The organism is Pseudomonas sp. CFSAN084952, assembly GCF_009648855.1.
Classification (GTDB): domain Bacteria; phylum Pseudomonadota; class Gammaproteobacteria; order Pseudomonadales; family Pseudomonadaceae; genus Aquipseudomonas; species Aquipseudomonas paracarnis.
In genome coordinates this window covers 2,158,729-2,177,706 of record NZ_CP045767.1, presented here as the reverse complement: position 1 = coordinate 2,177,706, position 18,978 = coordinate 2,158,729, and the positions used below count along the sequence as shown (strand labels likewise).

The following is an 18,978-nucleotide window of genomic DNA, read 5'->3' as shown; positions in this document are numbered from 1 at the left end:
GAAAACCTATGCCCTGGAGCGAGTAGACCGCTCGGCAGTATTTTCATTGCCGCTCGGCTTCCGACCCGGGTCCATTTCCCGAGAAAACGTCCGCCTGTATTCAGAAGGCGACGTGCCTAGATGAACACCGAATTGTTGCCTCAATGATAAGGGCGTTCCAAAGCCTGCCTCGCTGGCAATACACTCGATAGACAAGTCAGTGGTTTCCAGCAGTTCTTGCGCTCTGACCACGCGCTCTGCGTTTAGCCACTTTGAAACGGTACTGCCAGTGGCTTCCCTGAATCGTCGGGTAAACGTTCGCCTGCTCATTTTCGCTACGTCCGCAAGAACATCGAGCGACAGGTCCCGGGCGAGGTTCTGTCTGGCCCACGCCAGTAAATCTGACAAATGAGTCTCGCTGGATAGCTGCGGCACAGGATGCTCAACATATTGCGCTTGCCCTCCCTGCCTAAGCGGCGGTGTCACAAGCATCTTCGCCGTGCGATTTGCCACATCGGCGCCAAGCCGCTGGCGTACCAGATGAAGGCAACAATCAATTGCTGCCACGGTACCTGCCGAGGTCATGATATTGCCATCGGTGACATAGAGCACTTCGGGCCTGAAACGAACCTCAGGAAAACGCCGCGCAAATTCGTCTCGGACGGCCCAGTGAGTGGTTGCTTCTTTCCCATCAAGTAGTCCGGCATCTCCGAGCACGAATGCGCCTAAACATAACCCGACTATGAGCTTGTCTTGTGCATTGGCGAGCTGAAGAGCTTTCACCAGCTGCGCAGATGCTGTTACCGATTGATCACCCCACGCAGGAATGACAATTACGTCAGATGTCTCCAACAGCTCCAGGCCGTGAGTGACCGCCAAGCCGATGCCTTGGTCGCTACTGACCATTCCCGGCGTTTCTGCGAAGTAACTGACCTCGTAATGAGGGTCACCCGGTGCGGTTTGGGCCGTCCCCAGCACCACTCCCGGCACAGAAAGATGGAAAAGGCTTACGCCATCGAAAGCCAGAACAGCCACACGTATGGAATGCATCAGACAACCTCGGCTTGACTTTGTATTGGCTCATATCAACCGCACACAAAGGATTATGAGCAAGCAGGTATGCCAAGCGCGCTCACGGATGAAAGAGCAATGTCGATCAACCTACCGCATTCGTCCGAGATGCGCTCATCATTTGGCCCGATTATATCGAAATATGTCATTCAGGCCACTGTCGAGCTGTGAAGCATTCGGCAAGAATGGTGACCTTAATGTATCAACAGGAATAATCCCATGAACCTTAGAGCTCTTCCTCTTGCCCTCAGCATTGCTTGCGCTGCAGCCGCCACACCCGCATTCGCTGGCTCAATCGACCCTAGAGCGCCTACTGCATCTCACAAAGTAGATTTGAAGCAAGTTCGTAACGCAACGGTAAAAATCACATATGGTGGTACGACCTTCCTCATCGATCCGATGCTGGCTGAAAAGGGAGCCTACCCAGGGTTTGAAAATACCTATCGTAGCGAGCTACGCAATCCATTGGTTGATCTGACCGAGTCGCCCGCCAAGGTTATCGCTGGTGTTGACGCAGTCATCGTTACTCATACCCATCTTGACCACTGGGACGACGCCGCGCAAAAAGCACTGCCTAAAAACATCCCTTTGTTCACTCAGCATGAAGAAGATGCGCAACTGATTCGTTCCCAGGGTTTCAAGAATGTCCGCGTACTGACCGATGAAGCTGAGTTCGGCGGCGTCAGAATCACCAAGGCCGGCGGACAGCATGGCACAGACGAAATGTATGCATCCCCTCCCTTGGCAGAACTTCTGGGCGAAGCGATGGGCGTTGTATTCCAAGCGCCAGGCTACAAGACACTTTACCTTGCCGGTGACACTGTCTGGCGTAAGGAGGTAGACCAGACCATCGAGAAATATCATCCCGAAGTCATCGTTCTCAACGCAGGGAAAGCAAAAGTAAACGGGTTCAAGGGTGCGATCATCATGGGTGAGGAGGACGTCCTTCACGCGTCACAGGCCGCGAAAAATGCAAAAATTGTGGCCGTGCACATGGACGCGATCAACCACATGTCCCTGACTCGTGAAGAGTTGCGCACCTACGTCAAACAGCAACACATCGAAAGTCGTGTAGATATTCCCGAGGATGGCGCTTCGCTGGAGTTTTGATTCAAACTTATTGTGCCGGGATGGCAGGCAGCTCATTGATTTTCAAACCATTTCGGCCTTAAGGACGACATCACTTTCATAACTGGAGATCGTTGATGAAACTAGGTCTTGTAGTAGTTGATTTGCAAAACGAATACCTACCCACTGGCAAGCTGCCTTTGACCGGTATCGGAGGGGCTGTAGCGAATGCTATCCGGATGATCAGCCACGCGCGCGAAACAGGTATTCCAATTTTCCACATACGGCATGAGTCCGATGAAGGCGTTCCAATCTTCGTCAAGGGCTCTAGCGGCGCGGACATTCAAGCCGCTGTTGCCCCCGAAGGCCACGAGCCTGTGATTGTAAAAAAACACATCAACGCCTTCCGTGAAACTGATTTCAAGCAGCAGTTAGAAGCCGCTGATATTCAGGAACTCGTGGTAATAGGTGCCATGAGCCACATGTGCATAGACGCATTAGTACGCGCGGCGGCAGACATGGGCTATCCCGTTACCGTGCTGCACGATGCCTGCGCCACCTTGGACCTTACATTTGGTGTTGTAAACGTTCCTGCCGCTCAAGTGCATGCAACGATGATGGCAGCCTTTGAGTTCGGTTACGCCACCGTCAAATCGGCGGACGAGTACCTGGTCGGCCTGACCGCGTGACGACACAACTAAGCAGGGCCCTGTAGGGCCCTTATTTTCCTCGTCAACACATACACAATCTGATGACGCCGGCAACGTACCAAGTTTCCCTCGTCTCAGAGTCAAGCAGGCCAACTTCTCAGGCCTTCCCACTTGAGCGTTAGCCGTCTATACCGATTTCTTTGAGCAATCCGGCCTTGCAACCCAACAGTTCCTCAAGGTAAGCATTGCGATTCCTTTCGAAACGCAATGTAGGAATGGGCATTGAGATTGCGAAACGACCTAACACCGTATCCAGCGCGACGGCTGTTGTTGTGATGCCCTCGATGAGTTCACCGTGATCGCTTGAAAGCCCGGTTTTCCGAATTTCGTCCAACTGACTGAACAGAGTCTCGGGTACTGCCGCCTTCTGCTTCGTAGCGCTTTTTGCTGCAAACAAAGCCTTCACATCCTCTTCTGTGTCTAGAGCCAGGAGAGCCCGTCCAGCAGATGTTCCATACAGCGGTGTGTCCAGTTGACCAAGACGTGGCATCACCTGCAACTCACGATCAGCAACTACACGATCCTCTACGATCAGTTGGATGCCGGCAGGCCGCGAAAAAACAACCGTCTCTTGAACCGCCTCGCTCAACTTATGCAGCCAAGGCCGAACAATAGTCACGCGGTCGACATGCGCATTCGCGACAAGTCTCAGCAACCCCGCGCCCAGACTGATTCCTCCAGCGCCCTCGCTCCGAGTCATCCCCTGCTCTTCCAGCGCTCCTACGATACGCTGCACCGTTGAGCGAGGCAGATCTGCCGCCTGGGCTATTTCTCCCAGACTCATACCGCCAGCGCTTCTTCCCAATAGATTCAGAATTTTCGCCGCGCGAGCAATGACCTGGATACCCCCGCCACGCTCATCGTTGACACCTGGTTGAACCGGCTCGTCCATCGACACCTCCAATATTTCGGTCATTGTACCATATTGCGGTACAGCTTAAATTAGCGGTACAGTTACCGCATTGCGATACAGGCGAATTGTAAGGCTCACAATGCTGCGTGAATTTTCAGTCGCAGGCCTGCTGATCACCCCAATGGTGATCTGCGTCGGCGCTGCGGCAGCTTTAACGGTGATTACTCACCTGCTCATACCGGAACGGGTGATACGGCGATGGGTTTGGAAGCGCTCGTGGCTGGGGCTTTCGCTGTTCGTCTGCTACCTCGCCACCGCACTCGCTCTTCTCGATGGGGGATGGAAATGAATTCGACAATCCGGGTCTGCGTGACGTTACTGATCGCCAGTTGCGCAGTGTGGGCGGCGTCGTGGACATGGACCCACTACCGTCTCTCACCCTGGACGCGGGATGGGCGAGTTCGGGCAGATGTTGTGGTCGTGGCACCCGATGTGGCGGGTTGGGTGACGAGGCTTGAGGTGCGAGACAACCAGGCGGTAAAAAAAGGCGATCTGCTTTTTGAAGTTGATCCCGTTCGGTATCAATCCCTCGTGAACGAGTCTAAAGCCAGGATGGAACACGCCAGGCACGCATGGGAGCTTGCAGCGCTCCTCGAGCGTCGCCGTGTTCCACTGGCCAAGATCAATGCCATCAGCGCCGAGGATCTGGATAACGCCCATGCCCAGGTCTTGCTGGCCAAATCCCAATATGAGATCAACAAGGCGCAGTGGGAAACCGCCAGGATCAACTTGGCCCGTACCTCTGTGACAGCTCCTGCCGACGGCACGATCACTAATGTCAGGCTGCAGGAAGGCAACTACGTAACTCAGGGCTCTCCTACCTTTTCACTCGTCAAAGACGGTTCGTTCTACGTGACCGCGTACTTCGAGGAAACCAAGCTCTTCGGCATCCGAGAAGGGGACTTGGCCGATGTCTCATTTATGGCCGGAGGGCCCCCACTAACTGGTCGCGTCCGAAGCATCGCTAAAGGTGTCGCCAACACCAACACACAAGCAGATCCAATGCTGTTACCTCAAGTGCAACAGGCGTTCAACTGGGTGCGACTGGCGCAACGCATACCGGTCGATATAACACTGGATGCGAACACGGCGAGTACACGTTTGATTGCTGGCATGAGCGCATCGGTGAAGGTCTACGAACAGGCCACTGAGATGGGCAAACCATGAGACCTGCCCTGATGCATTACCTGCCCCCTGACTTGCGCAGCATTATGTTCGCTTGCAAAGGGCTTTCTGCCGTTGCGCTCGCTTTAGCGATTTCAATGAGCCTGGATCTGGACAAGCCATTCTGGGCGATGGTGGCGTCGATGATGCTCCAAGCTCGGCCCGAAGCCGGATTGGTTATCGAAAAAGCCGCGTGTCTGGTTTTGGGTTCAACGGTCGGTGCTGTAATTGCCATTCTGATCCTGGACATTCTGACACCTTACCCTTTGTTAGCCATCGGTGCGCTCGCGCTGTGCGTTGCCGTCACGTCTGCAATCGCCTCAACGATGCGGCATGTCAACTTCGTGTTCGCTACATCATTAGTGAGTGTCACAGCGATCCTTATCGTGCTTTTTGCCATGGCAGATCCTGCGAACACCAACAGTAGCTCAATCTTTATGGTGGTTCGCGCTCGGCTGGGTGAAGTCCTTGTCGGAGCAAGTAGCGCCATCTTGGCCAGCGTCCTTCTTTATCCCCTCAAGCTGGAGAAAGTGCTGGAGACGGGTATGAATCGCCTACTGATTTTAAGCCTCAGCCATGTCTCGACGATTCTTAGGGATCAATCCAATCCAACAGCTATCCATCAGCAGCGGACGGCAATCATCGCCTTGGCGACGTCCATAAACGACGACGCCAATGCAGGACGGTATGAACAGGCAAGCAATACCCAAGCAGCCTTACTAACCGCCAGCAAAGCCTTGACCATCGTTGCCTGGGGGCAAACCATTGAGCGCGCATTAGGTGATAACTCAACACAGTTACCGGACATGATCGCTCGATGGGTTGACCAATACGCTCATGGCTGCAGCTCGCTGGATAATCGACCTTCAGCTTCGTGGATTCGAACACTTGAGGGTTGTCGTCCCAACGAAGATGTACGCCATTGGGCTCAGGGAAACGCTATTGCAAGCACAGTGATAGAGAGTATGGACAAAGTATCTGAGGCACTTTCAGCAATGCTTGGGGCTCCCCTCTCAACCGTCGACAGATCGTGCAAGGCTCGACGCTTTCCGCGTTTCACTCGACATCGTGATTGGCTCGTCGGACTCAGATCCGCGCTACGAAGCTCTATTGTTTTTTTGAGCGCAATCGGTTTATGGATTCTGTCTGACGAGCCCGCCTCATTGATTATGATGATCGTGCTACCTGTTTTGCTCTCCCAGATACTCTCCGCCCACCCAGCTCCACGCGTAGCAACCGGCAAGTTACTAGGCGGAGCGTTGATCGCCATTCCTGTCGCCATCCTATTCGTGCTCAGTCTACTTGCGCAGAGTTCAAGCGATTTCGAGATCTTGATTTTGGTTCTTTCTGCCCCTCTTTGTCTGGGGCTGATGAGCATGACGTCACCTCCACTCGCCCCCTACGGTCTAGGCTTCTGCCTCACCCTGGCGGTGCTTGTTCAGCCGAGCAACTACATGACATTTGCAATCGACCAGTGCCTGTCCACTGGGTTGGGAATCGCAGCGGGCCTGGGATTGCTATATGCGGGGTTTGGTCTGTTAGGGCCGCCTAAAAATACATGGTTTCAGCGGCGCGTTATCAGAGCTCTTTACTCCGATCTAAAACAAATGCGGAAGAAACAAAGGTCAGCGGATTGGCTCAACCACCGTGCAGCAGAGCGCCTATCCTATCTCACGACATACGAACCCGAAACACCGGTCGGTAGGGCGCTGACACAGCGAGGGCTCAACGCATTTGAGGCAGGTCACCGAATGAAGCTCTCTTCAGATGAAATGAAAAAACACTTTAAATCTCACCCTAAAACCAAACTTGAAAGGTATTCCTAAATGCACAACCATCAAGGTGACGTAAAATTCATGCATGATCTGCAGGACGCCGCGCCGGAGATGGTCGCAGCCTTTTTCAACTTCGATAAAGTTGTCTTCAACAAAGACATTGGCAGCCTGAAGTTGGCCACTCGGGAATTGATTGCGGTTGGGGTAGCAGTGACTACGCAATGTTCCTATTGCATAGCCGACCATGCGAAGCGAGCTGTTAGTGCCGGTGCGTCGAAACAAGATGTAGCTGAGGCGATCATGGTGGCGACAGCCCTTCGCGCTGGCGGCGGCATTACGCATGGCTGGCAAGCGATGAAAAAAATCGCTGAAACGAAGTAGAGGTCAAAAGGCCTCATTGAGCCCATGTAAACCTAACGGTCGAGGGCCGCCTAGCAGTGGCATCCGGCCAAGCCGCCACGACTGGCATCCTCGAGATCCTATGTGGCGAGCTCTCGAAACCGCAACGCGATACCGAAGCTTTTTTGCAGCCACTGCCGAGCTAAATGTCACGCTTGCCGCCGTCGGGCAGAAAATTAGTAAACTGCAGTCATGGGTGGGCCATTCCTTGTTTTAGCGCTCAAGCAGCTCCACCCACCAGAAGCTCATGACTTTTATCAAAAGGCGTATAGATATCTATTGCAGGGGGCCGCTCGAGTACTCAAAATTACTCAGTGAGCTGTCAGATGAACGAGTCCAGATTTTGTTTCTCATGGAGTAGCTATTTATGCGTCCTAAATCCATACAATTCATCACTTACCCGAAAGTAAGTTTGCTTGACTTGGCAGGACCTCTCGACGTGTTCATGGCAGCCAACCGCTTTTCCCGCCCCGACCACCAACCGTATACGATTGCTATTTTAGCGTTAAACCAGACCACTGAGATATGCTCGAATTTTTCAGTAAACACTGAAATCCTGCAAGCAGAAACCTCTTCGCCGCATACTTTAATTATACCTGGCGGACCAGGCATACATGATTTCTGCAAAGATCCGAAGTTCGCCACGCACTTTATAAACCATGCAGAAAAAGCCAAGCGCTTGATTTCTGTTTGCACTGGCATATTCGCACTAGCTTTTGCCGGAAAACTGGACGGACGAAAAGCTACCACTCACTGGTCCGCGTATGACGAACTGGAGAGACATTTTCCTTCAATAACAGTTAAGCGCGGCCCTATATTTATTAATGATGAACACATATGGACATCTGCAGGTGTTACATCAGGAATTGACTTAGCACTATCAATCGTCGAGGAAGACCTGGGACACACCGTTGCACTAGAGGTTGCTCGACATCTGGTAATGTTTCTCAAACGCCCGGGAGATCAGAATCAATTCAGTTCCTCCTTGACGTTGCAATCGAAGAGCAGCCAGTTCTCAGATTTACACGCATGGATTAATGAAAATCTAAGCACCGACCTAACAGTGCCCGTGCTCGCGAATTTCATGAATATGAGCGAAAGAACTTTTATACGCAAGTACTCAGAATCTATGGAAAAAACGCCAAGTAAAATGGTAGAGCTACTCCGATTAGACGCGGCCCGCGATATGCTGACTAATTCAAACAGCCCACTCAAGACCATAGCACAGCACTGCGGGCTGGGTAGTGAATCGACCCTTATTAGAAGGTTTGTGAAGAATTTTGGCATCACACCCAAAGAGCATCGCTCACGCTTCAAATCGACCCAATAAAACGCTCCACTTCTACAATGTAGCGATGCTTTTTTCTACAACATTGCCTTTCCCAAATCCTTAAAATGATCTCATCTACCGTTGGTGAAGACTCAGAGGGTTTGCTCACCATGCCGAAATCCGTCCAGATCTGGCGGACATGATCAATATTTTGTCATTTTCTCGCGACAGTTTTTCTATAAATTACTCCTTTCTCAAAAATATTCTTTGCCCCCTACAAAAATAGCAGAGGCTAGGATCTGGAGATCCAACGTCAGCATTTAGTACTCGTATAAATAATTCGCCTGAATACTTCCCGCCATGCTCTGCGTCAGAGACCTTCACATGTTAAAACTGGCAATCAACACAATTGAGCTACAAGCACAAATGGATGACAACCTGTACATGGAGATCCTGTCACTGCTAAAAAACATAAAGCGAATTTCGCCAGACTGCGTTGACTACAACCTCACGCCAGCGACAAATTCCGAAGGCTGGATCATAAAATTCGCATGGCTGGATGCAGCCTCAATGCACAATCACTTTTCCTCTGAATCATTGCAGGCCCTTCTCACGTTACTAGTTTCCAGATGTTCAAAACTCTACTTTGAAGACACATTGAGCACTGTGGAGTGAGACTGCTTTGCGGCTCTGATAGGACAAGATCATAAACCCGAATCCAAAACCCTCCGAATTTCCACCGTATCCACGGCTTGTACCGAACCCCGGTTCGATATTCATTCACGCATGAATCTAAGACGATCCTTAAACAGTTGGGGGACTAAGCTGTCCGAACCTACCGGCAAGGTCATGATGGCAGCTTGATAGCGCTGAAACTTGGCAATCAAGTCCCCATCGTGAGTCCTTTATTTGATAGTGACATCGTGTTCGGAGGAGATTGGGGACTGTCTGTATCTGCGTCTTACGTTGCCTCGATCGCGCGATCACAAGCCTAAGGTGGGCGCCTTCATATAGTCTGCGAGTGACGTAGGGGGGTAAATTCCTTCGGTAGATTCGACTTACTGGGTCAAAGCGCTCAAAGATCGGCATAATAAATTTTTACAGAATTTTCATACCGCAAAACCTGGAATACTTTTAGGGATCAATACCAATCATGAAAGACGCCACCATCGCGCTGCACCATGGCTTCAAGTCGGACCCGACCACCAAGGCCGTGGCAGTGCCTATCTACCAGAACGTTGCCTTCGAATTCAATAACGCCCAACACGGTGCCGACCTCTTCAACTTGGACGTGCCAGGCAACATTTACACCAGAATCATGAACCCCACCAATGATGTGCTGGAACAACGGATGGCCGCCCTCGAAGGCGGCATAGCAGGTCTGGCCGTATCGGCCGGCAGCGCGGCGATCCACTATGCGATCCAGACCCTGACCCGCGCCGGTGACAATATCGTCACCACTCCACAACTCTACGGCGGCACGTACACGCTGTTTGCGCACCTGTTGCCAAGCTTTGGCGTGGATGTGCGTTTTGCCCGGGATGACTCTGCCGAGGCTATCGCCGAACTCATCGACGACAATACCAAGCTGGTGTACTGCGAAAGCATCGGCAACCCCGCGGGCAACATCATTGACCTCGAAGCTCTGGCTGATGCTGCTCACATTCGTGGCGTGCCGCTGGTGGTCGACAACACAGTGGCCACACCGATCCTGTGCAAGCCAATTCAGTTCGGCGCCGATATCGTCGTACATTCAGTGACCAAATATGTCGGCGGGCACGGCAACTCCCTAGGCGGTGTGATCATTGACAGCGGCAACTTCCCTTGGACCCAATACCCGGAAAAATTCCCCGGCCTCAACCAACCCGAGGCGGCCTACCATGATGTGATTTATACCGAGAAGTTCGGCCCCGCCGCCTTCATCGCGCGTGCCCGCACTGTGCCGTTGCGAAACACTGGCGCGGCATTGGCCCCCATGAATGCGTTCCTGCTGCTTCAAGGTTTAGAAACACTCGCGCTACGCATGGAGCGCCATACTGATAACGCCCTGAAAGTTGCGCAATTCTTGCAAAACCATGCTGAGGTGGAATGGGTCAGCTATGCCGGCCTCTCCGACCATCCTCACTACGCATTGGCGCAAAAATACATGCAGGGTAAACCGTCGGCGATTCTATCGTTTGGTTTGAAAGGCGGCTATGAGGCAGGTGTGCGTTTTTACGATGCCCTGCAAATCTTCAAGCGCCTGGTGAATATCGGTGACGCCAAGTCGCTGGCCTGCCACCCGGCCTCTACCACCCACCGGCAAATGAACGAGCAAGAACAAGCGAAAGCTGGCGTAAAGCCAGAAATGATTCGTCTGTCGGTCGGTATCGAGGCGATTGAAGACCTTATCGACGATTTGCGCCAGGCGCTGGTATCGTCTCAAACTTGAGGTAAGAATGTCGGTCTGATATCCGCATTGCTCATCCAGTAGGTAGCTATGTGTTCTGCGAGGCCTTAGGCGTGCTGCGCGGTGCCGCCCTCTGCTTGCCAACATTTGCGGCAAATTTACTGATTTAAATTTTGCGCGAACGCCGCCAAGTACTGGAGAACAGCCCGGGTACCTGGCGCCGTCGCTCGCCTCTGGCATCAGTGGCATAGTAATGGCGAGCCCGCCTGCCAATATGGCGGAATTAATCAATGATTTGTCATTTCCGCGACGCATGAGTGCAGTAGAGTGTTCTGAAACACCATAAATTTTTATCACTATAAAATCAGAACGCCTTCTCAATGAGACACCAGATAAATCTGTCTCATATGGACTCAAGGCAAAAAACACACAACGCCCTCTCAATTTCAAACATGCAACCCCGTTAACACCGCCGACTTCAAAGCCTTGATTTCTCTCTACCACGTTCAAGTGAGATCAAACACAAACACGACCCTTCACAATACGCCAGACAAACTATTTATTATATAAACCCTGCACAACGATAACATTTTACGCCCACCACTACGAAACGACAATCACACACCCCAGACTTAGCGATAAAGCCCCATCTCATTCGGGATTTACACCAAACCAAACAATCAAAGTGTTAAATTTCAGAATCAGGAGCAAAAACATTTCAATGGAGTGACTCTTTATGTATACAACTCAAAGCTGCAACCCCTATGCAAAACTCTTTTACAGGCCCGTTGATGCAGCCTTGCGCTGGTGCAACTTGATTACCTACGAAAGAGAAATACTCGGAGTAGCTCAGCACTGTCCGAGCCAACTCAGAACTAACTTCCCGCAGTGGCCCTGCCTGCATGCAAATACCGAAAAAATTTTCGATGCCATTCAACACGGAGAGCTCGCTTATGGATGTTTCGGCGTGCCGGTGGCCATTGGCACTCCCGTTAATTATGACCACATAACCGTCCGCCACACTGATCTAAGATTTTGGATGTCGCGATATTATCCTGACCAACGACCAGCGTTTCTCTTTGGGGAGGGACCCAATCATAAAGAAGCCATTAGCATTGAAACATACTTAGCATTGCAAGGTGATCGGGATGCTTTGCAAGTGCGAATAAAGAGTTTGGAGGCAGCTCATCAGCAGCTGCTTAACGACCTGGAGACCATCGGACTGGAAAGAAAGAATATACAACACTTACTCAAGACCAATCATAAAGTCAGCGATCGCAGCGAATCCGTCTATCTCAATATTATCGGGGCAATGGTCAATCTGTTTCTCGATAAGTCCCCGTCTGGAAAACCATTGTCAGTTTTTCAGTCCCAAGCGGCCATCGTTGACGCGCTAACCGCTCACTATAAAAACGTACCGGGCATAACCAAGCGTACGTTGGACGAAAAATTTGCTGCTGGTAAGCGCAGCCTCATAAATCAATGAGGCGGATTGCACTGCAATCACTCCCGTTGCGGCGCAATGACTCCCGTCCTTTTTTGCTATTCAATTCTGGTCACTTCCCACTACGCGCCACGCAGCGCCACGGAGTGACGACATGTTATCCCAAACCGCCACGAACGCTTGTGATAATCAACCATCGCTAGAGCGTCATATCATGCGGCGCATAGAGGTTGAGCGAAAAACCGGCTTCAAGCGTGCTCACATCTACAATCTGATGAAAGAGGGTAAGTTTCCCCAAGCCAAACGCATTGGACTGCGGGCCGTAGGCTGGGACTCGCTTGAGATCGAACAGTGGATCATTGAGCGTTTGGCGCAGCAGGCTTGATGCTATGCGTGTGGTTTCAGTGGTGTCCACCAAAGGTGGGGTAGGCAAAACAACAGTGACTGCCAACCTCGGCGGTCTGCTAGCGGATGCTGGCCTACGCGTCCTGCTGCTCGATTTGGATAGCCAACCCACCCTCTCCAGCTATTACGCCTTGAAGCACGAGGCCATCGCCGGTGTGTACGAACTCATTGCGCTCGACCAGACAGATCCTACGCAAATAATTTCCACGACGGAGGTCTTCGGTCTCGACCTCATCCTCTCCAACGACGACCAAGGCCGTTTGAGCACTCTGCTGCTACACGCCCCTGACGGCCGATTACGGCTGCGCAATTTGCTCGACCATTTCGGCTCACGTTATGACCTGCTTTTGATCGACACCCAAGGTGCACGTAGCGTGCTATTGGAAATGGCCATCCTGGCCTCCGATCTCGCCCTTTCTCCCATTACACCGGAAATGCTCGCCGCCCGCGAACTGCATCGCGGCACCTTGAAGTTGCTCAGCGAACTTGAACCATTCCGCCTCCTGGGCATTTCACCACCACCTTTGCGATTGCTATTGAACCAGGTGAACGCCATTCGGATGGACTCCCGAATGATCATCTGCAGTCTGCGCGAGACCTTCGCTGGGGCTACCAACATCTCGGTGCTAGATACCGTAGTTCCAGACGCAGTGGCGTATCTCAATGCTGCCTCTCTCGGCCTGCCAGTCCACCGGATCGAGACGCGCCGGCCCCGTAAACGACGCTCACCATCAGCACTGGAAACCATGCAAGCACTGGCCATCGAGTTGTTTCCAGAATGGCACACAGCGATCTCTACTGTGAGCAAGTGCGCGGAGGCTCGATGAAATAAATCGCCAAGCTGTAGTTCTCGAGACGAAATTTTGTCTGATCGACGTTGAGGCCAACTGCGTTTGGCAAGGAGTCTTTTGATGTTGGACCAGCTTCCTATCATTGTTCAACCATCCATCCACCTCTGCCGCCCACCTAGCGAGGAGTACTGCACAGTGGTCTTTCGTCTACAAGGCGGGCGCTCAGCCATGGGTTGGTTCCTCGCGGAACTGTCTCGTTATTTCGAAACCTCGGGCACTGCCGAGATCGTCAAGTTCGAGGTTGGTGACCATTTGCGCACCCGGCGTTAATTGAGGTGACTCCAATGAAGAAGCTCACTCAGGAGGAAATTACCGAAAAACTGCACCAGGACCACTTCCCTCGCGGTCCAGAACTAGGGCGGTTGTCCGATCCACTCACTGATACACCTATGCAGGTCACTCTGGAGCAGTTGCGGCCCTACGAACACAACCCGCGGTTCATCCGTAATCCGCTTTATGACGATATCAAGGCCTCGATCCGTGAACGCGGGCTGGATCAACCGCCACCGATTACTCGCCGCCCGGGAGAGGCCTATTTCATCATCCGAAACGGCGGCAATACGCGCTTGGCGATTCTCGGAGAGCTGTGGCAGGAAACCCGCGATGAGCGTTTCTTCCGCATTCATTGCCTGTTCCGGCCCTGGAGCAATGAAATCACCACCCTGCTCGGCCATCTTGCCGAAAGCGATCTGCACGGCCAACTCACCTTCATCGAACGTGCTCTGGCGATAGCCAAACTCAAGACCATGCTCGAACCAGATGGAGCAACACTCTCGCAACGCGAGCTGGCACGACGTCTTGCCGCTGGGGGCTACCCGATTTCACAGTCGCACATCAGCCGGATGCTCGACACTCTCGAATACCTGCTGCCCGCCATCCCACAAACCCTTTATGCCGGATTGGGTAAACCCAAGATTGAACGCCTGATCGCTCTGCGTAGCCAGGCTGAACAAACCTGGAATCGCTATCCAACTGAAATAACTGCGTTCCCCGAGTTTTGGCTCGAGACCCTGGGCCAATTTGATGCCGACCCAGAGTCCTTCGACCTTGAGCAAATCCAGGACGAACTGCTCGAACGCATGACTCGCTTGCTCGGACAGTCCTACCGTATGTTGGCCCTGGAGCTGGGCGATACACAACGGGTTATCCGGGCGCCCGGCGTTGTCGTCACGCCCCCGGAGAACAACCCACTGCTGAGCGTCGATGAGCCTGCAACCGAGCCTCCCCCCTCCGAGCCGCATACCAAACAAGCTGAAACCAGGACGCAGATCGAAACAGAGCGAGAGGAGCAGCTCACGCTGCCCGAAACGAATGTCGTATCAGCAGTGAGCCCTCCGTCACGTGTCCAGCAGATCCGCGAACAGATTGATCACGCCATTGCATCCGAACCAGCAAAGACCGTCGCAACCTGTCCAATCGACGACATCTGGATTATCGCACCAACACTGGATACCCCCGAACAACTTCGCTTAGCCATTGCCGGCCTGGCTCGGGAAATGGCGGCCTATGCCGGACATACCGAGAGCATCATCGACCAAAAAAATGGGCTGGGCTTTGCCCTGAACATCGAGCAACTTAATCTTGCAGCGCCTCGTGCGGCCGGCGTTCACCTATTGCTCTTGGCCCTGCTGCGTGCCCAAGACGAAGTGAACTGGGAGGATCGCAAGCAATTGCCCTCAGCTCTGTTCGGGCAGCTGCTATTGGGGGTTTATCAACTCCCGCTGGCATATCGTCCCGCCGTGGACGTAGGGCTGGAGCGACTGCCCGACGGTCTGCTAATCAAACTGTATCGGCTCATTCGCTTAGCCCGGCGCCTGATCGACTTAACGCTTACCCATGAAGACGATTCACCAAGGGAACTGCCATGAACCTGTCCTTCAATGTGCTCAACCAGGCCATGCTGACCCAGGTCCTTCACGAGGTACGCCTGGGTAATCTGCAACGCTGCAAAGCACTCGGACTGAGTGAAGAGGACATCTACCTGTTGCAATCATTACCGCCGACCACACTGTCACGCCTGGCCCATGCCACCGTCCCCTGGGTTGAGATCAAGATTGATTCGCCGGTATTGCATCGGTTGATCGACCAGGCCGAACGTGACGAACAGAACGAGCGCCTGATCAACCGAGCGCTCAAGCTCGGTGCCAGCAGTACCATCATGTACCAGTACTTCGGTTTGGCGCATTCGGAAACCGCCCTGCGCCGACGTCTGCTCAAGATAGAAACCCGTAAGGGCCGCCCCCAGAGCTTGAGCGAAGCACAGGAACATGCGCTCTGGCAGCGTTGGTGCCAACTACGCGCTGAGGACGGTGCTGAGGATCAGCTCGACGCCATGATGATGTTGGCAGAAGAGCAACAGATCAGCTTGACCATCGTTTGGCAGCAGATCGACCATTACAGCAACGGAACATGAACACTGCCCCGTCCGGTCGCTGGCAACGTGTCCTGCAGCAATGCACCCAGCAGCTGAGTGAACGCTGGCCCGCACGCCCTACCACTGAACATCCTTCCAACCAGGCCATGCAGGCGGGCTTTTTGTTCAGTGGCCAATCTCACGAAGTCGTGCCGCGTCGCTTGCTGCTGGATAGTCGGCTAACGCCATTGGAACGAAATGCCTGGCAAGTATTTAGACTCATGCTGCAAGGTCAGGGCGTGGTCACACCGCGCTATGAAGATCTGCAGCCTTATCTGTCAAGTGTGCCCTACGGCGCGTCAGCCTCCCGTGAAACCATCGCTCGCGTCTTGACGATGCTCAGGCTGACTCGCTGGCTCAGTTTGGTAAGTCGTGGCCGCGATCAGCTCAGCGGGCGCCTTCAAGGTTCTCTGTATGTCCTGCACGATGAGCCGTTAACTCCCGCCGAAGCCATGGAGCTGGATCAGGATTATCTGGAGCTGGTCGGACATGCCCTCTCTCACGCGACCAAGGCGGTGCGAATTGTCGCTCGGCATGTTTTGGAAGAAATTCGTCAGGACACCGATATCGATTTGGATCGACTCCCCACCCGGCTCGCCAGTTGGGGCGACCACTGGACAAAACAAGGATTGGATAAGGCGCCCGATGAAGCGCTGCACGATTCCGAACTGGGTGGCGACCACCTCGTTCGGAATCGTGCGGGACGCGGTTCGGATTCCGAACCGGGTCTGAACGCCCATGTTTCCGGCACCGTTCGGAATCCGAATGCCGCCTGTACTGTATTAAAAGAAAGTATTTGTACGGTACCGCGCGCGACCCCGGCGGTAGATAACCTGCACTGGCCTGATCCGCTGCACCTGAGTCCGAGCGAGCGGCAAGCCGTCACCGTAACGCTGAACAAGCTTAAACCAGCGGATCGACAGGCGGTGCTCAACGAAGCGGGGGCGCGATGTGCGGCCGGCGGTATCCGTAAACCCGCGGCGTATCTGATGGGCCTGATCCAGCGGGCGCTGAAAGGCGATTTCCGCCCTTGGGCAAGTCAGGCTGAATCGTTACCCATTGCGGAACCGCCACCAGTCCCTTCACGCCGACCGAGAAAACAGGGCGAACCAGTCTCTGCCATGGCCCAAGCGTGCCTGAATGAGTTGCGTCAGCTGCGCGGCAAACGCCCTGGACGTCAGTAGATTTGATGCCACTGGCATCATTGCCGAGCGTCTCAGAAATTAGCCGTCTCGAACCAAACCGAACAGACCGCATTCAGCTTTTCGGCTGTCCTTGACCTTCATCTATCGCAACGTTCCCGTCCAAGCCTATGCGAGGACAACACCGTGGCCGATCACTATCAGCTCAATCTGGGCTCATTGCGCAGCAGCATCACGCTAACCCTACACACCCATCACGCCGCCCGGATCTGGCAAGGCCGGGCCGCACGTGAAGGCGTCCACTCGATCATGGGCATGGCCGGCTACATCAGTGTCACCAACCTGATAAAACAAGCTGCGGCCCAGGACGACCCCTATGCCGATTGGGCCATTGTGCAGCTCGAAGAAAAATTGATGCAGGCCAAAGCTGGCATGTTGGAACTGACCCAGCAGTTGGACCGGCTCAGACAAGAGCTGCCGACGCAGATCGACATGGGCGACAACCTCAACATCCATCCCGTCACCCTACCGTTGTACATCGGCAGCCAACTGGGCTTCCTCGCCGTTTACCTGCTGACTGACTACGACACCTTGGTGCGACATACCCTGTTGGCCCATCACACCGCCTTGATCGGTCGCCGAGACATGGAAGCCTGGATCGACGACGGCGCCCATCTGCTGCGCAGCCTGTTCGGCCAGGCGCAGCGCTATCGGCATGCTGGCGTCACCCGTGATGACATGGCGGCGAACAACGCTCGTGCTCTGGCGGCCATGGAGAAGTTTGGATTACCCCCTATGGACATCCTTGAGGGGCATCACCGCTCCCAGTTCGCGCCACCCATCATTCGTCATGGTGCTGTGGCAGTGGATGGCGCTGACGCGTTGACAGAGGAAGCAGTACAGCCATCTGCGACAGTCGATGAACCGGAGGACGACGTATGAAGTCCCTGATCCAGCCTCAACCAATGCCCCTCGAAACACTAACACCGGATGCCTATCGACAGCTCGAACATGCTGCCTCCCTAAAAGGCCTTTTAAAACCTTTTAAGGGTAAGGGGGAGCTGGAGTACCTGGCGCGGGTGGCGAGGGAAACCGAGGTGCAGTTATGTCGCCTGATGGAGGCTGTGGCGCAGCAGGCCGGACAATCTCCTTACTCGTTGCTGGATATTCGATTGGTACTGCAGAACACCAGCGCGGGCAGCACCTTTTTGCGATGGCGCACCCGTGACTTCGCGCGTATGGGCGTTGCGGTCTGGGAGCGCCAGGCCTCCAACAAGGCCTTGCCCCAAGCCGTACGCGAGGGACTGCACCGTTTCGAATGCGAGCGCATTGCACTGAACTTGCAGATGAGTGTGATGCATTCGCTCTACCGTCAGGCTTCAACCTGCGCAATCAAAATGGCCAGCGCCGAACGGCTGATGCGCCAATTCACACCAGCAGCGGAGATATCACGATGAGTACCTTTTTCGTCGGTGAAGGCAACATCGGCAGTGCGCCAGAGTTTCAGGAGTTCCCGTCAGGCAATGACGAGCCACGGCGTTTGCTGCGCCTGAATGTGTACTTCGACAACCCCGTGCCACGCGATGGCAGCTATGAGGATCGAGGCGGCTATTGGGCGCCAGTCGAGCTGTGGCACCGCGAGGCTGAACACTGGGGCACGCTGTACCAGAAAGGCATGCGCGTGTTGGTAGAGGGCCGCACCGTGCGCGATGAGTGGGAAGACAGTGAAGACAATGCGCGGGTCACCTTCAAGATCGAGGCGCGTCGTGTCGGCATCCTGCCTCATCGCGTGCAGAACGTGGTCATGCGGGAGCGCTCAAGTGAATCAGCTTCATCTGCGGCTCCCGTCGGGCAGGCTACAGACCAGGCCAGCTCGCCTGCGTCGAAGTCCAAAAAGCGCAGAGGGCAGCCACCATCGGCATGACTGACTTGAGGGCATAAAATTGCGCCATTGCGCGAAGTTGCTGTGTTGTCATTACTCGCTA

21 protein-coding genes are annotated in these 18,978 nt (G+C 53.8%); 19 read left to right on the top strand and 2 right to left on the bottom strand.

Going from position 1 to position 18,978, the window contains the following annotated elements:
- Positions 1-6 precede the first annotated feature (6 nt).
- On the bottom strand, positions 7-1,029 hold the full coding sequence (locus GH769_RS09905; protein ID WP_153649677.1) for a GlxA family transcriptional regulator: 1,023 nt from the start codon (positions 1,027-1,029) through the stop codon (positions 7-9).
- Positions 1,030-1,269: 240 nt separating this feature from the next.
- Between GH769_RS09905 and GH769_RS09900 the strand changes: the two genes are divergently transcribed.
- Complete coding sequence (locus GH769_RS09900; protein ID WP_153649676.1) at positions 1,270-2,160, top strand: MBL fold metallo-hydrolase; 891 nt, start codon at positions 1,270-1,272, stop codon at positions 2,158-2,160.
- A gap of 95 nt (positions 2,161-2,255) precedes the next feature.
- Entirely contained in the window at positions 2,256-2,807 is a 552-nt protein-coding gene (locus GH769_RS09895) for a cysteine hydrolase family protein (protein ID WP_153649675.1), read from the top strand.
- A 139-nt stretch (positions 2,808-2,946) separates the two neighbouring features.
- On the opposite strand, the gene GH769_RS09890 is transcribed toward GH769_RS09895, so the two are convergent.
- Positions 2,947-3,720, bottom strand: coding sequence for an IclR family transcriptional regulator (locus GH769_RS09890; RefSeq protein ID WP_153649674.1), 774 nt, complete (start codon positions 3,718-3,720; stop codon positions 2,947-2,949).
- 100 nt (positions 3,721-3,820) lie between these two features.
- On the opposite strand from GH769_RS09890, the gene GH769_RS09885 reads away from it, so the two are divergent.
- From GH769_RS09885 to GH769_RS09810, 17 genes are all read left to right on the top strand, one after another.
- Entirely contained in the window at positions 3,821-4,030 is a 210-nt protein-coding gene (locus tag GH769_RS09885) for a DUF1656 domain-containing protein (protein ID WP_153649673.1), read from the top strand.
- Positions 4,027-4,908 (top strand): HlyD family secretion protein, encoded by an 882-nt coding sequence (locus GH769_RS09880; protein ID WP_153649672.1) that lies wholly within the window; start codon positions 4,027-4,029, stop codon positions 4,906-4,908. Before GH769_RS09885 ends, GH769_RS09880 begins: the two co-directional genes overlap by 4 nt.
- An 11-nt stretch (positions 4,909-4,919) precedes the next feature.
- Complete coding sequence (locus tag GH769_RS09875; protein WP_178128917.1) at positions 4,920-6,731, top strand: FUSC family protein; 1,812 nt, start codon at positions 4,920-4,922, stop codon at positions 6,729-6,731.
- Entirely contained in the window at positions 6,732-7,061 is a 330-nt protein-coding gene (locus GH769_RS09870) for a carboxymuconolactone decarboxylase family protein (protein ID WP_153649670.1), read from the top strand.
- A gap of 100 nt (positions 7,062-7,161) precedes the next feature.
- On the top strand, positions 7,162-7,296 hold the full coding sequence (locus GH769_RS29390) for a LysR family transcriptional regulator (protein WP_372242388.1): 135 nt from the start codon (positions 7,162-7,164) through the stop codon (positions 7,294-7,296).
- Between the two features lie 150 nt (positions 7,297-7,446).
- The gene (locus tag GH769_RS09865; protein ID WP_153649669.1) at positions 7,447-8,409 is read left to right on the top strand and encodes a GlxA family transcriptional regulator; all 963 of its coding nucleotides are present in this window, start codon (positions 7,447-7,449) and stop codon (positions 8,407-8,409) included.
- Between the two features lie 1,093 nt (positions 8,410-9,502).
- Positions 9,503-10,780 carry an O-acetylhomoserine aminocarboxypropyltransferase/cysteine synthase family protein gene (locus GH769_RS09860; protein WP_153649668.1) on the top strand — a complete coding sequence of 426 codons (1,278 nt, stop codon included), beginning with the start codon at positions 9,503-9,505 and terminating at the stop codon, positions 10,778-10,780.
- A 694-nt stretch (positions 10,781-11,474) separates the two neighbouring features.
- Positions 11,475-12,224 (top strand): hypothetical protein, encoded by a 750-nt coding sequence (locus GH769_RS09855; RefSeq protein ID WP_153649667.1) that lies wholly within the window; start codon positions 11,475-11,477, stop codon positions 12,222-12,224.
- A gap of 112 nt (positions 12,225-12,336) precedes the next feature.
- A complete protein-coding gene (locus GH769_RS09850; RefSeq protein WP_153649666.1) occupies positions 12,337-12,567 on the top strand; it encodes an AlpA family transcriptional regulator in 231 nt (76 codons plus the stop codon).
- Positions 12,568-12,571: 4 nt separating this feature from the next.
- Positions 12,572-13,414, top strand: a complete 843-nt coding sequence (locus GH769_RS09845) for a ParA family protein (RefSeq protein WP_153649665.1) — start codon at positions 12,572-12,574, stop codon at positions 13,412-13,414.
- Positions 13,415-13,498: 84 nt separating this feature from the next.
- On the top strand, positions 13,499-13,708 hold the full coding sequence (locus GH769_RS29280; protein ID WP_153649664.1) for a hypothetical protein: 210 nt from the start codon (positions 13,499-13,501) through the stop codon (positions 13,706-13,708).
- 14 nt (positions 13,709-13,722) lie between these two features.
- Entirely contained in the window at positions 13,723-15,306 is a 1,584-nt protein-coding gene (locus tag GH769_RS09835) for a ParB family protein (RefSeq protein WP_153649663.1), read from the top strand.
- Positions 15,303-15,851, top strand: coding sequence for a DUF2857 domain-containing protein (locus tag GH769_RS09830; RefSeq protein WP_153649537.1), 549 nt, complete (start codon positions 15,303-15,305; stop codon positions 15,849-15,851). The genes GH769_RS09835 and GH769_RS09830 overlap by 4 nt, the downstream gene beginning before the upstream one ends.
- Complete coding sequence (locus GH769_RS09825) at positions 15,848-17,035, top strand: STY4528 family pathogenicity island replication protein (protein WP_153649662.1); 1,188 nt, start codon at positions 15,848-15,850, stop codon at positions 17,033-17,035. Before GH769_RS09830 ends, GH769_RS09825 begins: the two co-directional genes overlap by 4 nt.
- A 144-nt stretch (positions 17,036-17,179) precedes the next feature.
- Positions 17,180-17,935 carry a PFL_4669 family integrating conjugative element protein gene (locus GH769_RS09820; protein ID WP_153649661.1) on the top strand — a complete coding sequence of 252 codons (756 nt, stop codon included), beginning with the start codon at positions 17,180-17,182 and terminating at the stop codon, positions 17,933-17,935.
- A complete protein-coding gene (locus GH769_RS09815) occupies positions 17,932-18,450 on the top strand; it encodes a DUF3158 family protein (protein WP_153649660.1) in 519 nt (172 codons plus the stop codon). Before GH769_RS09820 ends, GH769_RS09815 begins: the two co-directional genes overlap by 4 nt.
- Positions 18,447-18,917 carry a single-stranded DNA-binding protein gene (locus GH769_RS09810; protein ID WP_153649659.1) on the top strand — a complete coding sequence of 157 codons (471 nt, stop codon included), beginning with the start codon at positions 18,447-18,449 and terminating at the stop codon, positions 18,915-18,917. Before GH769_RS09815 ends, GH769_RS09810 begins: the two co-directional genes overlap by 4 nt.
- Positions 18,918-18,978: the final 61 nt, after the last annotated feature.

Bases quoted from the DNA above. Each gene is read 5' to 3' on its own strand.
- GH769_RS09905 (WP_153649677.1), bottom strand. From the start codon at position 1,029: ATGCATTCCATACGTGTGGCTGTTCTGGCTTTCGATGGCGTAAGCCTT.
- GH769_RS09900 (WP_153649676.1), top strand. From the start codon at position 1,270: ATGAACCTTAGAGCTCTTCCTCTTGCCCTCAGCATTGCTTGCGCTGCA.
- GH769_RS09895 (WP_153649675.1), top strand. From the start codon at position 2,256: ATGAAACTAGGTCTTGTAGTAGTTGATTTGCAAAACGAATACCTACCC.
- GH769_RS09890 (WP_153649674.1), bottom strand. From the start codon at position 3,720: ATGGACGAGCCGGTTCAACCAGGTGTCAACGATGAGCGTGGCGGGGGT.
- GH769_RS09885 (WP_153649673.1), top strand. From the start codon at position 3,821: ATGCTGCGTGAATTTTCAGTCGCAGGCCTGCTGATCACCCCAATGGTG.
- GH769_RS09880 (WP_153649672.1), top strand. From the start codon at position 4,027: ATGAATTCGACAATCCGGGTCTGCGTGACGTTACTGATCGCCAGTTGC.
- GH769_RS09875 (WP_178128917.1), top strand. From the start codon at position 4,920: ATGCATTACCTGCCCCCTGACTTGCGCAGCATTATGTTCGCTTGCAAA.
- GH769_RS09870 (WP_153649670.1), top strand. From the start codon at position 6,732: ATGCACAACCATCAAGGTGACGTAAAATTCATGCATGATCTGCAGGAC.
- GH769_RS29390 (WP_372242388.1), top strand. From the start codon at position 7,162: ATGTGGCGAGCTCTCGAAACCGCAACGCGATACCGAAGCTTTTTTGCA.
- GH769_RS09865 (WP_153649669.1), top strand. From the start codon at position 7,447: ATGCGTCCTAAATCCATACAATTCATCACTTACCCGAAAGTAAGTTTG.
- GH769_RS09860 (WP_153649668.1), top strand. From the start codon at position 9,503: ATGAAAGACGCCACCATCGCGCTGCACCATGGCTTCAAGTCGGACCCG.
- GH769_RS09855 (WP_153649667.1), top strand. From the start codon at position 11,475: ATGTATACAACTCAAAGCTGCAACCCCTATGCAAAACTCTTTTACAGG.
- GH769_RS09850 (WP_153649666.1), top strand. From the start codon at position 12,337: ATGTTATCCCAAACCGCCACGAACGCTTGTGATAATCAACCATCGCTA.
- GH769_RS09845 (WP_153649665.1), top strand. From the start codon at position 12,572: ATGCGTGTGGTTTCAGTGGTGTCCACCAAAGGTGGGGTAGGCAAAACA.
- GH769_RS29280 (WP_153649664.1), top strand. From the start codon at position 13,499: ATGTTGGACCAGCTTCCTATCATTGTTCAACCATCCATCCACCTCTGC.
- GH769_RS09835 (WP_153649663.1), top strand. From the start codon at position 13,723: ATGAAGAAGCTCACTCAGGAGGAAATTACCGAAAAACTGCACCAGGAC.
- GH769_RS09830 (WP_153649537.1), top strand. From the start codon at position 15,303: ATGAACCTGTCCTTCAATGTGCTCAACCAGGCCATGCTGACCCAGGTC.
- GH769_RS09825 (WP_153649662.1), top strand. From the start codon at position 15,848: ATGAACACTGCCCCGTCCGGTCGCTGGCAACGTGTCCTGCAGCAATGC.
- GH769_RS09815 (WP_153649660.1), top strand. From the start codon at position 17,932: ATGAAGTCCCTGATCCAGCCTCAACCAATGCCCCTCGAAACACTAACA.
- GH769_RS09810 (WP_153649659.1), top strand. From the start codon at position 18,447: ATGAGTACCTTTTTCGTCGGTGAAGGCAACATCGGCAGTGCGCCAGAG.